The following is a 13,235-nucleotide window of genomic DNA, read 5'->3' on the forward strand; positions in this document are numbered from 1 at the left end:
CACGTTGATCCTCGTCTCTGTCAGGGGGTAGCAGGGAGAGGGGCTTGGGCGGACGCGGTCACCGCCCGGTCGGCTGCCCGGCGTTCGTCCACGCCCCATGTCTCGCGCGTCACCAGCGCCGCCACGAGGCCCAGCAGCCCGTAGCAGCTGAAGAGGATGGCGGGCCCGGTCCAACCGGTGGCGGAGTAGAGCGCCGTGGCGATCATCGGTGTGAACCCGGAGACCACAGCGGACAGTTGGTAGGCCAGGGAGGTTCCGGCGGTACGGGTCCTGGTCGCGAACAGCTCGCAGAACCAGGCCCCTTGGACACCCGCGAGAGAGTTCTGGCAGACGGCGTAGCTGATCAGGAAGGCGAGCAGGACGAGTGCCGCGGCTTCGGTGTTGACGGACAGGAAGAGCGGGAAGCCCCAGGCGACGCTCACCGCGCAGCCCAGCAGATAGACCGGGCGGCGGCCGATCCGGTCCGAGAGGCGGCCCCAGAGCGTGGTGGCGGCGATACCGAGGGCCGCGGCGGTCACCAGGGCGGTGAGGGTGGTGGTGCTCGAGACGTCGGGGGCGTCGCCGTCGTCCAGGTAGGACAGCACGAAGGTGACCGAGACGGCGTACCCGGCGGTCTCCGTGATGCGCAGGCAGAAGGCCCGCAGGACGTTGCGCCAGTCCTCCCGGATCACCTCGAGCAACGGGTTCTTGACGACTTCGCCGGACTCCTTGAGCGCCTCGAACTGGGGCGACTCGTCGATCTTGAGCCGGATGAAGATGCCGACCGCGATCAGGACGGAGCTGAGCAGGAACGGCACGCGCCAGGCCCAGGTGTCGTTCAGGGTGTGCCGGCTGAACAGGAAGGCGAGGTTGGCGAGCAGCAGCCCGACCGGGAAGCCGGCCTGGGTGATGCCCGTGTACAGCCCACGCCGCCGCCACGGAGCGTGTTCGAAGGTCATCAGGATGGCACCGCCCCACTCGGCGCCGAAGGCGAGCCCCTGGATCACCCGGACGACCACCAGCAGCACCGGCGCCCAGATCCCGACCATCTGGTACGTGGGCAGGCAGCCGATCAGTACAGTCGCGATGCCCATCAGCAGCAGGGAGCCGACCAGTACGGGCTTGCGGCCGATCCGGTCGCCGAGGTGTCCGGCGATCACACCGCCGAGCGGCCGTGCGGCGAAGCCGATCCCGAGCGTCGCGAAGGACAGCAGGGTGGCCGAGAGCGGATCGGAGTCCGGGAAGAACACATCACCGAAATAGAGAGCGGCGGCCGTCCCGAAGCCGATGAAGTCGTATGTCTCGATGGTCGCGCCGACCCCGCACCCGACGGCGACCCTCAGACGCTCGGGCGACCCGTGCGCCGCCTGCTGCGGCGCCGAGAACTCAGCCATGCCGATCCTCCTTGATCGTAGGCGAGCGAGCCGTCCCGGGCTCGCTGTTGGCTGTCGACTGTTAACAGTCGAGAATGATGCTGGGCCCGATGAAGAGACGTGTCAACCCTCCCGGCGGTCAAACTGCCGACTGTCAGCAGACGACAGCTGGGCTACTATGATCGCTCGCGGCGTTGAAAGGGGTTTCGACCGTGTCCGGTCAGGCGCTGTCCAGTCTCACTCGCTCGACGACCCTCCGGGAGCAAGCGCTCGTGGCCCTGCGGACGGCCATCACCACCGGTCAGTACCGCCCCGGCGACCACCTCGGAGAAGTGGAGATCGCCGAGCACCTGTCGGTGAGCCGCGGCACGGTACGCGAAGCTCTACGCCACCTCCAGCAGGAGGGGCTCGTCACCGCGGGAGCCCGCGGCATGCTGCGCGTGTCCCAACTGACCCCGACCGAGGTGCGGGAGCTGTTCCAGGTCCGGGAAGCCCTCGAAGGACTCGCGGTTGCGCAGATCATCGCGTCACCACGCAGACAGGACGCGGCCGAAGCACTGCGCAAGGCACTGGAAAAGCTCCACGACGCCTTCGAGTCAGGAGCGGATCTGGCCGCGAAGGTCGAGGCCGATCTCGGCTTCCATCTGCTGCTGTGCGAGCTCTCCGGCAACTCGATACTCCTCAGGACCTGGCGGCAGCTCGAGGGACCCATGCGCGTGGTCATCATGAGCGCCGCAGGCGAACGCCGTGATGTAGCCATGTCCGCGACCTCCCACGCGCCCATCGCCGACGCGATCGCACGCGGAGATGCGGCGGCGGCCCAGGCGATCCTGCACGCGCACATGACCTCGGCGATCGAGCAGCTGGGCATCGAACACGACGGCACCCGTGAGACCGCCTGACCCTGGACCGACGTCTGCTGCCGGACTGACTCTGGACGAGGTGACAGGACGTTGCAGTGTGGCGGTGCGTCCGGAGCCGTCGGCTCGCCACGATCTGCCCGTCGGCCGACGGTGATCGAGACGCAGGGCCCAGCGTCCGCGTACGACGGACGGTCCGTGCGCCGAAACGGCCTTCCGCCACGGGATGGCGAGCTGCGAGTGACGAGGCCGGAGCCCACGCGCCGGGACGGGTTCCGGCGTGTGGCCTTACCGGTGGCCGGGCGCCGCGACGTCGTCGACGTCCCGTTCGTGACCGAGGCGTCCTCGGCGCACTCTTCCCTCGCCCTCCCCGGCCGGGTGCACACGGCCCACTACCGGGCTGCGGGCAGCCAGCCGATCGCCCTGCCCGGGCCGCCGGACGACCTGGAGATCTTCAAGGGGAGGAACTGGAAGTAGGCGCCGGTGTCGGGGAGTTGGCCGAGGTTGGCGAGTCCTTCGATGAACACGGCGCCACCGCCGAGGCCCTCGACATGGACCGGGCCCCCGTCCTGCGCGGCTCCCATGCTGGGGGCGTCCGTACCGATGCAGCGCACCTCGCGGTCGAGCAGGTGGCGCATGCAGTCGACGTCCGGGGCCGGCCACCCGGGGGCTTGTTTCAGTACGGCGACGTCGTAGGCGTATCCGCGCCCGCCGTTGCGGCTGGTGTAGTAGCGGTCCCAGCCCGTGCGGAACAGGGCGATGTCTCCGGCTTGCAGCGTCCGGTGCTGCTTCTCCCAGCTCTCCACGTCGTCCTTGGTGATGAAGGGGCTGGTGCCGGGTGCGGCGCCGCGGGCTTCCACGGCCGTGACGTCGATGACCGCGGCGGCGCCGGAGAAGACCCTCACGTCGACCATGTCACCGGTGATGGGGTCCGCTCCCGTGTGGGCGTGCTCCGGGAGGAAGTGGGAGGGGGCGTCGAAGTGGGTTCCGATGTGCTCGTCCAGCAGCAGAGCCTCGGTGAAGTACGAGCCGCAGTGGCTGCGCAGCACGTGGTGACCCTCGTCCACGTCCTCGAACCAGTTCCAGATGTGCCGGAGAAAGGGAACGTGGGGCGGCCAGGTGGTGGGCAGTCGTTCGTCGAGGGTGAGGGTGAGGTCGACGAGATCGTGATCGCTGAACATGTCGGTCTCCGTATGCAGTTGGGCGGTCTCCGTATGCGGTTGGTCAGTTGTAGGGGCCGGCCGACGGCGGGTAGGTCCGCTGCAGCACCTTCTGGGCTTCGGGCGAGGTCAGCGTCCCGGTGGTGACCAGGGGCTCGTTGAGCGGGATGCTCTTCTTCACCGGCTTGCCGAGCATGGCGTTGACGTCCTGGATCACGCCCTCGATCCCTTGTCCGACGGCCTCCTGCAGGAACAGTCCCTGGATGGCGCCTTCTTTGAGCAGCGCGACGGTGGTGGGGCTGCCGTCGGCGGTCGCGAGGGCGATCTTGCCGACCGATCCGCGGGTCTTCAGCACCTTGGCCGCGCCCGTGCCGGCCGCGTCGTACATGCCGTAGATGCCGGTGATGTCGGGGTGGGCGGTGAGCAGGTCGTTGGTCTGGGAGACCGCCTCGCTGACGGTCAGGCTGTGGCTCTGCAGGATCTGCACCAGCTTGCAGCCGTCGCGCTTGAAACTTTCCCGCGCTCCCCGCAGGTACTTCTGCGCGTTCTCCCTGTCCTGGGGCAGCGACAGCATGCCGATCTTGTTGCCGCCGCGCTTCTTGGCCTGCCGGCAGACGAAGCTTCCCTCGTCGACGCCCGTGCGGTAGTTGTTCGCGGTGATCGCGGACGTGTAGTCGGTGGCGCCGGGCTGGGGGCCTATGCCGGCGAAGGAGATGGGCACCTTGGCGGCTTTGGCCGCCGCGAGGACCGGTGGGGTGCTGGTGGAGCTGACCGGACCGATGACGATCATGTCGGCTCCGGCGGCGATCGCGGTCTTGACGTTGGCCAGTTGCGCGCTGGGCGAGTTGTTGGCGTTGTACCGGGTGACCTTGAGGCCGTGCTTGCGGGCCTCCTGCTGGACGCCGGAGTAGACCCATTGCCAGTAGGAGATGTCGAGCGAGGGAGCGAGGTAGGCGACCTTCATGCCCTTGACGGTCTTGGCCTGGCCGGGGGTGGCCGAGCTGTTGGCCTGACAGCCGACCGCGGCCAGGGCCGTGGCCAGGACGGTTGCGGACAGGGCGAGCGGTCGGCGGGCCCTGCGGTCTCTGCGGGAACGGGCTGAGCGCATGGGTTGGTCCTTTCTGGGGGTCTGCGGGTGGGGTGCTCGCCGGCGGGCGGATCAGGCGCCGCGGGCGCGGCTGCGGCGGGTGAGGCGCTCGGCGAGCACGGCGAGGAGGATGACCAGGCCGGTGATGGTGCCCTGGTAGAAGCTGTTGACCCCGAGCAGGTTCACCGCGTTCTGGATCACCACGACGAGCACCGCTCCCGTGAGGGCGCCGACCGCGGAGCCGACCCCGCCGAACAGGCTGGCGCCGCCGATGACGACGGCGGCGATGGCCTGGAGCTCCAGGCCCGTCCCAGCGGTGGATTCGGCGTTGGCCAGGTAGGAGACGGACAGGACGGCGGCGAACGCGGCCAGGAGCCCGGACGCGGTGTAGGCGGCCAGCTTGATGCCGCGCACCGGCACCCCGATGAGCCGGGCGGCGCGCTCGTTGCTGCCCACCGCGTACAGCCAGCGGCCCTGGGTCGTACCGGACAGCAGCAACTGCAGGAGGACGACCAGCACGATCACGTACAGCAGGTAGTTGGGGATCCCCAGGTAGTGGCCGGAGTTGAGGGAGCCGAAGCCGGTGGAGCCGACCGGCTGGGAGTTGCCGTTGGTGACCACGAAGGCGAGGCTGGCCGCCACCGAGTAGGTGACCAGGGTGACGATGAACGGGGCCAGTCCGAGCACGGCGACGCACACGCCGTTGAACAGGCCGAACAACGCGCCGAGGCCGAGCGCCCCCAACACCGCGACGCCTGTGGGCGCGTGATGGTTGAGCAGGGCGGCGGCGGCGATTCCGGTCAGGGAGAACACCGATCCGACGGACAGGTCGATCCCGGCGGTGACGATGACCAGGAGTTGCCCCAGGGCGATGATGACCAGCGGGGCGGCGGTCTGGGCGATGTTGGTGATGTTGCCGCTGCTGATCGCGGCCGGTTGGACGGTGCTGAGCAGGAGTTCGACCAGGACACAGGCGGCGGCGATGACCAGCTCCACGCGGAACCGGGAGGCGACCTGCAGCAGCCGTGGCCCGCCGTAGCGGACAGAGTGGGCCGGACCGGGGCTGACGTCTTTCTGGTCGGTGTGGACGGTGGTCACCGGGGTCCTCCTTCTGCGGGGCCGGCGGGTCGGGGCCGCGCCTCGGCGGCCGTGGTGCTGCTCGCGTTCAGGGCGTCGACGATCTGCGTCTCGGTGAGCTGGGAGCCGGAGAGGGTCGCGGTGACCCGGGGGCCGGCGAGCACATGCACCCGATGGCATCGCGCGGCCAGTTCCTCGGGGTCGGAGGACCACCACAAGGCGCCGCCGCCGGCGGCGGCGACCTCGTCGACGGCCTGGAAGATGTCCACCTTGGCGTGGATGTCGACGCCCCGGGTGGGATCGTCGAGCAGCAGCAGCCGTACCCCCAGCGGGGCCCAGCGGGCGAACAGCACCTTCTGCTGGTTGCCGCCGCTGAGCGCCTCGGGCGGGGCGGCGAGGTCGGACAGTTTGATGGCGAACCGGTCGACCAGCTGCCGGGCGGTGGCCACGTCCGGGCGGGCGATCAGGCGCCGCCGGGCCACCCGCTGCGGGCCGAGGAGATGCTCGAGCACACTGAGGTCACCCAGCACACCGTCGCGGGCCCGGTCGCCCGAGACATAGCCGGCACCCGCGCGCAACGCGCGCTGAGGCGACCAGCGGGCGGTGGAGAGGCCCAGGACCCGCATCGTCTGCCCGGGCGGGTGGGGGCGGTCACCCCAGGCCCGCAGCAGCAGGTCACTGGCGGCACTGGGATCGAGAGAGGTGATCCCGACGACTTCGCCGGGGTCGACCCGCAGGGGCGCTTCGGAGTCGAGCAGTTCGAGCAGGGGCGGCTCACCGGCCGCCGGGTCGGCCTTGGGCACCGGCCGGTCGAGTGCCCGGGCGGCGTCCCCGACCATGGCCGCCAGCAGGGTGCGGTCGTCGATGTCGGTCAACGGCACACGGTCCACCACGGTGCGTCCGTCGCGCAGCACGGTGGCCACGTCGGCCACCTCGCGAATCTCCCGGAAGCGGTGACTGACCAGCACCACTCCCACCCCGCTGGCAGTCAGCCCGCGCAGCACGGTGTACAGCTTCTCCGCCTGCGGCCGGTTCAGTGAGGCAGTGGGCTCGTCCAGCAGCAGCAGTCGTGATCCCTGCGCCAGCCCGCGGGCGATCTCCACCATCTGCTGGCGGTCCAGCGGAAGATCGCCGACCCGGGCGCCCAGGTCGATGGCGGCATCCTGGCCCAGGGAGGCCAGCGCGGCCCCGGCCGCGGCACGCGCCCGACGTCGCCGCCCCCGTCCCCGGCCGGCGAGCAGCAGTTCGTGTGTGGCGATGTTCTCCAGAACCGACAGGTGCGGCAGCAGCGACAGCTCCTGATGGACGATGGCCACCGGCGGGTGGTCACGGGAGTCCTGGACTGCCACGTTCAGTTCACCGGCGTCCGCGCTTTCGACGCCGGCCACGATGGCGAGCAGTGTCGACTTGCCGGCCCCGTTGGCGCCGAGCAGCGCGTGCACCTCGCCGGCCCCGACGGTCAGGTCGACACCGTCGAGCGCGCGGGTGGACCCGAAGGCTTTGGTGAGACCGCGAACGGCCAGGAGCGGAGTGGCGACGGTCATGGCTGTTACCTCGATTCGAGGTTTCGATGGCACGTCGCTGTATGAGTCGCTGTTTCGCCGGTGGTCGCCCATGGGCCGAGGGGCCGGGGCAAACCGGTAGCAGGCAGTAGCCACTGCTTACCGACGGTGTACTCACACACCACATGCAACGTGTGACCGAAAGACGACTAGCTAGCGGTTGGGCTCAAAATGCGTGTTTCAACGGCGTGACGGCTGTGTCGCAGCTCATAGTGAAGTGAGTTGACTGCCGAGTGTCAACAGTCATCAGCCGATTGTCGGCTATCCTGTCTGGGACTGAAGTTGGGGTGGTGACCCTCCATGGCCGCAGAATCCCTGTCCAGCTTGGATCGCAGCACCTTGCGAGAACGGGCCTTGCGTGCCCTGCGGACCGCGATCCTCACCGGGCAGTACCAGCCCGGTGAGCATCTGGGAGAAGTCGAACTGGCCAGTCGGCTCGGCATCAGCCGGGGCACGGTCCGAGAGGCGCTGCGGCACCTGCAACAAGAGGGACTGCTGGTTCCCGCCGCACGAGGCATGCTCCAGGTGCACCGGCTCTCGCCGACGGAGGTGCACGAACTGTACGAGGTGCGGGCCGCCCTCGAGGGCCTGGCCGTCGCCGGTGTGATCGCCTCCGCCGGACGCCAGGCCGCGGTCGAGGAACTGCGGCGGGCACTGATCCGGCTCGATCAGGCCGCGGGCGACTTCGCCGCCCAGGTGGAGGCCGATCTCGGCTTCCACCTCCTGCTGTGCGAGCTGTCCGGCAACTCCATGCTGGTCAGAACGTGGCGACATCTGGAAGGCCCGATCCGGGTGACCGTGATGAGCGCCAGCAACGAGCAACGCCGCCTGCCCATGTCCGCCGCTCGGCACGAACCGATCGTGGACGCCATCGAACGCGGCGACGAAGCCGGCGCCCTGGATGTGCTGCGGGGGCACATGGCTCTCGCCGGCTCCCAGTTGGCCAGCGACGACGACCGCACCTCAGCAGGCTGAAGCCTCTGGCGGCCCAGGTCGTCCCGGGCGCCGGGGTGCAGAGCGGACGAGGGCCTCAGCCGATCAGGGCTGAGGCGGTGACGGCCGCGACATCGCCTGCTCGATCTTCACGGGATGCCTGCGGCGTCATCACCGTGTCCGGCATCCGCGACGACGAGACCAGCTGACGCGTCGGGCGAGGCGCGCGAAGGCCGAGCGGCTTCTCACCGACACGACTCCTGACCCTTCACGCGAGGATCGTGCTGCGACGCGCGGAGGGCGGGACGACCCCGCGATTTCAGACGCACCACACTCGTCGGCGGCGCCCAGCTTCATACCGTCGTCCTTCTCCCCGGCAGGTGTAACACCCCCTCCGGGCATACGCATTCGTCAGGACGGTCCCGCGCCGATTCCATATGTCAGGCCGCCCGACGAGGGTGCTTGGGCGCAGAGCCGCGACGGCCCGCCGGGTTTACGGCGAGCCGTCGCGGAGGGTGGGGTGCGGTCGTGGGCCCGGTCGGGGTCTTACCTGTGGACGACGGGCGCCGCGTCCGGGTCCTGGGCGGGTATGCCGCGGCGGTACAGGACGACGCTGATGACCAGGCCGACGGAGAAGAAGACGGCCGACCATCAGTAGGCGGTGGAGTAGCCCTCCAGGCCGGCCTGGGCCTGGAGGGCCGGGTCCGCTGGGCTGCTGCCGTCGAGGCAGTCGGCGGCGGCGCTGGAGAGACTCCGGGGCCGAACGAAGGGACAGGACTCTTGTGGCCGAGTGGTGGTGCAGTGGCCGTGGGCGGCTACTGTCCGCCGGTCATCTCGACGTAGGTGCTGCCGGCGACCGGGCGGTGGTCGTAGGTGCCGGTCACGGCGGCGCTGCCTTCGTAGCGGGGCCCGGGGACCGTCAGTTCCTGGTCGTCGGCGTAGAGCTTGACGTTCAGCTTGGCGTGCTCGCCCGGGATGGTGACCTTCCAGCGCGTGGGGTACTTCTTGCCGGTGTGGGGGCTGGTCCAGAGGGTGGACTGGTCCGGCGTGAGGGTCGCCTCGGCAAGGGTGTGGGTGCCGTCGGGATTGAGCACGGTCGCCCAGGTGTTCTCCTTGCTCTCCTTCGTCTTCCAGAGACTGATCTTGTCGCCGTTGGACAGGTCGAGGTTCATCCAGGTCCACGAGGCCTTGCCCGTGGAGATGTCGGGAAGGGGTCCCCACTGGCGGTCCAGCCAGGACTCCCCGCGGACCTTCTCGGTGTGGCCCTTGAGGGTCAGCGTGCCGGAGGTGTCCATGGTGGGGAGCGCGTACTCGTAGTTCGGGTACTTCGCGTCGCCGAACATGGGGAAGTAGCCGGTGCCCATGTTGTAGAGGACGTTGCCCTGGGGGCGGAAGGTGACGTCGAGGGTTCCCTCGGGGACCTTGGCGCGCAGCTTCTGTTCCTTGGTGTCACCGGTCCAGGTGATGTTGTCGGTGTGGATGTCCAGGCCCTGCTTGCCGGACAGGCCCGCCCGGGGCGGGAGAGCGAGCTCCGACTTGGTGAACCAGCCGGTGTCCTCGTCGGTGATCGACACGGTCGAGAGGGTGTACCCCTGCTTGCCGTCACCGGACGTCAGGTAGTTGGCCATGAATCCGTACCGGTGGCCTCCGGCGGTCACGTGCGCGGTCACGTACCAGGACTCGGTGGGCCGGTCGGCGTTGGCGGTGAGGCCGGCGGCGGGGTCGACGGCGACCGGAAGACCGGTCTGCCTCAGCCCCTGCCCGGAGGCGGTACTGCCCGCCGCGGCCGGGCCGGCGTCGGTACTCGCGGTGGCCGTTCCTCCCGAGGCGAGGGCGAACGAGGCGATCAGGGCGGAGGCGACGGCGGCCGCGCCGATGGTGGTCTTGCGCATGATGACTCCTTGTACGGATGTCCTGCTCAGGTGCCTGCAGTGGTGTACGAAACTGTTTCGTACTCTCGCTGGATGTGGGGATGGACCGGGGAGAAGGGTTGCCGTAGGGAAGGGAAGCATGACGAAATACCCGGTCGGGCCCACATGGCAGCTCGACCGCACAACCGGAGAAGTCTTCTCCAGTTGCGGATCCACCCTAGCACCAAAACTGGAGAAGCCTTCTCCAGATGCGGGATACAGTGGATCCATGAGCCGCAGGACCGACTCCACACCACCGCCCCCGGACCCACACCCGAGCCCCCTGCGAGCCGACGCGGAACGCAACCGGCTGCGCATCCTCGCCGCCGCCCGGGAGGTCTTCGCCCAGCGAGGACTCGATGTCACCATCGACGACATCGCGCGCCAGGCGGGCGTCGGCGTCGGCACCGCCTACCGTCGCTTCGCCAACCGCGAGCAACTCGTCGAAGCGGTCTTCGAAGAGGCCACCGAGCGTCTCGTCGCACTGGCCGAGCAGGCACTCACGCACGAAGACCCCTGGGAGGGATTCGTCCAGTTCTTCCTGACCACCGCCGAGAACTTCGCCGGAGACCGCGGGCTGCGGGAAGCCCTGCTGGAGGGCGTGCACGGCAAGATCCGGGTGGCCGCCGCCCGGGACCGCCTCATCCAGGCGCTCAGCGCCCTCATCGCACGCGCCCAGCAGGCCGGCCGGCTCCGCGGCGACTTCGAAGCCACCGACTTCCCGCTCATGCAGCTCATGCTCGGAACCGTCACGGAGCAGACCCGCGCCGTCGCCCCCGACGTGTGGAGGCGCTACCTCGTCCTCTTCCTGGACGGCCTGCGCCACGACCAGCACCATCCGACTCCCCTGCCGCACCGCGCACTCGACAAGGACGAGTTCAACCGGGTCATGGCGTGAGGCCCGACGAAACCGCTCACGGTACGTGCGCCCAAGCCCAACCCCTGCTCGGCTACGCCCGTCCAAGAACGCGCCAGAAGGCGCAGCGGTGTTCGGCCGCGTAGTACGGCATGGCCGAGACGTTCTCCGGGCTGAGCCGCACGATGCCGTTTCAGGCCGTCCGGACAGCACCGCCGGGCCGGCCGTGGGCTCCGGGCGACCGCACGCTCGGGCGGCGGTCGCCCCGCACCCTCACCCTCCCGTCGAGAATGCCGCGTCGAACGCCGCGGCGGGCGGGTCGAAGGCCAGGCGCCGCACGAAGGCCAGGGCCTCGGGGGCACCGACCAGCCGGTCCATGCCGGCGTCCTCCCATTCGACGGAGACGGGGCCGTCGTAGCCGATGGTGTTGAGCATGCGGAAGCAGCTCTCCCACGGCACGTCGCCGTGGCCGGTGGAGACGAAGTCCCAGCCGCGGCGCGGGTCGGCCCACGGCAGGTGGGAGCCCAACCGGCCGTTGCGGCCGTTGCCCGTCTGCTTCTTCGCGTCCTTGCAGTCGACGTGGTAGATCCGGTCCCGGAAGTCCCACAGGAAGCCGACCGGGTCGAGGTCCTGCCAGACGAAATGGCTCGGGTCCCAGTTGAGCCCGAACGCCTCGCGGTGGCCGACCGCTTCGAGGGCGCGGGTCGTCGTCCAGTAGTCGTAGGCGATCTCGGAGGGGTGCACCTCGTGGGCGAAGCGCACGCCGACCTCGTCGAAGACGTCGAGGACGGGGTTCCAGCGGGCGGCGAAGTCGGCGTAACCGTCGTCGATCATCGACTCGGGTACGGGCGGGAACATCGCCACGGTCTTCCAGATCTTCGATCCGGTGAAGCCGACGACGGTACGGACGCCGAGGCGTGCCGCCGCGCGTGCGGTGAGCTTCATCTCCTCGGCGGCGCGGCGGCGTACGCCTTCCGCGTCGCCGTCGCCCCAGACCCTGGCAGGGACGATGGCGCGGTGGCGCTCGTCGATCGGGTCGTCGCAGACGGCCTGACCGGCCAGGTGGTTGGAGATGGCGTGGACCTGGAGGCCGTACTTGTCGAGCAGGGCACGGCGGCCGGCGAGGTAGGTGTCGTCCTCGGCTGCGCGGGCGACGTCGAGGTGGTCGCCCCAGCAGGCGATCTCCAGGCCGTCGTAGCCCCATCCGGACGCGAGCCGGCACACCTCCTCGAAGGGCAGGTCGGCCCACTGGCCGGTGAACAGGGTGACGGGGCGGGTCATCGGCTCTCCTTGTCCTGAACGGCGGTCCACTGGGCTTGATGTGCGGCGCTGTGCTCCACGGCGTCCAGTACGCGCTGCACCTGGAGGGCGTCGGCGAACGACGGCTCGGGGTCGGTGCCCTGGGCGATGGCGGTGAGCAGGTCCACGACCTGGTGGGTGAAGCCGTGCTCGTAGCCGAGGCCGTGGCCGGGCGGCCACCAGGCGGCGACGTACGGGTGTTCGGGCTCGGTGGCGACCACCCGGCGGAATCCGGCGCTCGCGGCGGGATCGGTGCCGTCGAGATAGTGCAGGACGTTCATGTCCTCGAAGTCGAAGGCGAGGCTGCCCCGGTCCCCGTTGATCTCGATGCGCAGCGCGTTCTTGCGGCCGAGGGCGTAGCGGGTCGCCTCGAAGTTGGCCAGGCCGCCGCCTTCGAGACGGCTGAGGAAGACGGCGGCGTCGTCCACGGTCACCTTGCCGGGGCCCGTGCCGTCCGGCCGCGGCCGCTTGTCGACGAACGTCTCGGTCAGGGCGCTGACCCCGGTGAGCCGTTCGCCGGTGAGGTACTGCGTGAGGTCGACGATGTGGGAGCCGATGTCCCCGAGCGCTCCCGACCCGGCGCGGTCCTTCTCCAGCCGCCAGCTCATGGGAGTGGCCGGATCCGCCAGCCAGTCCTGCAGATACTGGGCGCGGACGTGCCGTACGCGCCCGATCCGGCCCTCGGCGACGAGCTGCCGGGCGAGCCCGACGGCGGGCACGCGCCGGTAGGTGAAGCCGACCATGGAGCGGATGCCGCGCCCGCTCGCGTGGCGGGCCGCCGCCGTCATCTCCTCGGCCTGCGCGACCGTGTTGGCCAGGGGTTTCTCGCACAGGACGTGTTTGCCGGCCGCGAGGGCGGCGACGGCGATCTCGGCGTGGGTGTCACCGGGGGTGCAGATGTCGACGAGGTCGATGTCGTCGCGCTCGACGACCTGACGCCAGTCGGTCGCGCTCTCCTGCCAGCCCAGCCGCCGGGCTGCCTGTGTCGCGCGTTCGGCGTCCCTGCCGACCACGACGGTCTGCTCGGGAGTCAGGGGCAGGTCGAAGAAGTGCGGCGCGGTGCGCCACGCCTGGGAGTGCGAGGCTCCCATGAACGCGTGTCCGACGAGGGCCACGCGCAAGGTGTCGCCGGGCATGGG

General features: G+C 69.8%; 11 protein-coding genes. 3 read left to right on the top strand and 8 right to left on the bottom strand.

Going from position 1 to position 13,235, the window contains the following annotated elements; all coding sequences use genetic code 11:
- Positions 1–20: 20 nt before the first annotated feature.
- Complete coding sequence (locus ACWCQ1_RS37760) at positions 21–1,373, bottom strand: MFS transporter (protein ID WP_390700730.1); 1,353 nt, start codon at positions 1,371–1,373, stop codon at positions 21–23.
- Between the two features lie 191 nt (positions 1,374–1,564).
- Between ACWCQ1_RS37760 and ACWCQ1_RS37765 the strand changes: the two genes are divergently transcribed.
- On the top strand, positions 1,565–2,254 hold the full coding sequence (locus tag ACWCQ1_RS37765) for a GntR family transcriptional regulator (protein WP_451028393.1): 690 nt from the start codon (positions 1,565–1,567) through the stop codon (positions 2,252–2,254).
- A 350-nt stretch (positions 2,255–2,604) separates the two neighbouring features.
- On the opposite strand, the gene ACWCQ1_RS37770 is transcribed toward ACWCQ1_RS37765, so the two are convergent.
- The 4 genes from ACWCQ1_RS37770 to ACWCQ1_RS37785 are packed head-to-tail and all read right to left on the bottom strand — an operon-like array spanning position 2,605 to position 7,080.
- On the bottom strand, positions 2,605–3,393 hold the full coding sequence (locus tag ACWCQ1_RS37770; protein ID WP_451028394.1) for a cyclase family protein: 789 nt from the start codon (positions 3,391–3,393) through the stop codon (positions 2,605–2,607).
- 43 nt (positions 3,394–3,436) lie between these two features.
- The gene (locus ACWCQ1_RS37775) at positions 3,437–4,480 is read right to left on the bottom strand and encodes a substrate-binding domain-containing protein (RefSeq protein ID WP_390700733.1); all 1,044 of its coding nucleotides are present in this window, start codon (positions 4,478–4,480) and stop codon (positions 3,437–3,439) included.
- Between the two features lie 51 nt (positions 4,481–4,531).
- Positions 4,532–5,557: an ABC transporter permease gene (locus ACWCQ1_RS37780; RefSeq protein WP_390700734.1), complete on the bottom strand. Its 1,026-nt coding sequence runs from the start codon at positions 5,555–5,557 to the stop codon at positions 4,532–4,534.
- Positions 5,554–7,080: an ATP-binding cassette domain-containing protein gene (locus ACWCQ1_RS37785; RefSeq protein ID WP_451028395.1), complete on the bottom strand. Its 1,527-nt coding sequence runs from the start codon at positions 7,078–7,080 to the stop codon at positions 5,554–5,556. Before ACWCQ1_RS37785 ends, ACWCQ1_RS37780 begins: the two co-directional genes overlap by 4 nt.
- A 318-nt stretch (positions 7,081–7,398) precedes the next feature.
- Here ACWCQ1_RS37785 and ACWCQ1_RS37790 point away from each other — a divergent pair, with 318 nt between their 5' ends.
- Entirely contained in the window at positions 7,399–8,073 is a 675-nt protein-coding gene (locus ACWCQ1_RS37790) for a GntR family transcriptional regulator (RefSeq protein ID WP_390700736.1), read from the top strand.
- A gap of 773 nt (positions 8,074–8,846) precedes the next feature.
- Here the strand turns inward: ACWCQ1_RS37790 and ACWCQ1_RS37795 are convergent.
- Positions 8,847–9,923, bottom strand: a complete 1,077-nt coding sequence (locus ACWCQ1_RS37795; protein ID WP_390700737.1) for a lipocalin family protein — start codon at positions 9,921–9,923, stop codon at positions 8,847–8,849.
- Positions 9,924–10,170: 247 nt separating this feature from the next.
- On the opposite strand from ACWCQ1_RS37795, the gene ACWCQ1_RS37800 reads away from it, so the two are divergent.
- A complete protein-coding gene (locus tag ACWCQ1_RS37800; protein ID WP_390700738.1) occupies positions 10,171–10,839 on the top strand; it encodes a TetR/AcrR family transcriptional regulator in 669 nt (222 codons plus the stop codon).
- Positions 10,840–11,070: 231 nt separating this feature from the next.
- Here ACWCQ1_RS37800 and ACWCQ1_RS37805 read toward each other — a convergent pair whose 3' ends face one another.
- Positions 11,071–12,078, bottom strand: coding sequence for a sugar phosphate isomerase/epimerase family protein (locus ACWCQ1_RS37805; protein WP_390700739.1), 1,008 nt, complete (start codon positions 12,076–12,078; stop codon positions 11,071–11,073).
- Complete coding sequence (locus ACWCQ1_RS37810) at positions 12,075–13,232, bottom strand: Gfo/Idh/MocA family protein (RefSeq protein WP_451028396.1); 1,158 nt, start codon at positions 13,230–13,232, stop codon at positions 12,075–12,077. Before ACWCQ1_RS37810 ends, ACWCQ1_RS37805 begins: the two co-directional genes overlap by 4 nt.
- Positions 13,233–13,235 lie beyond the last annotated feature (3 nt).

Source organism: Streptomyces sp. NPDC002144 (assembly GCF_053593695.1).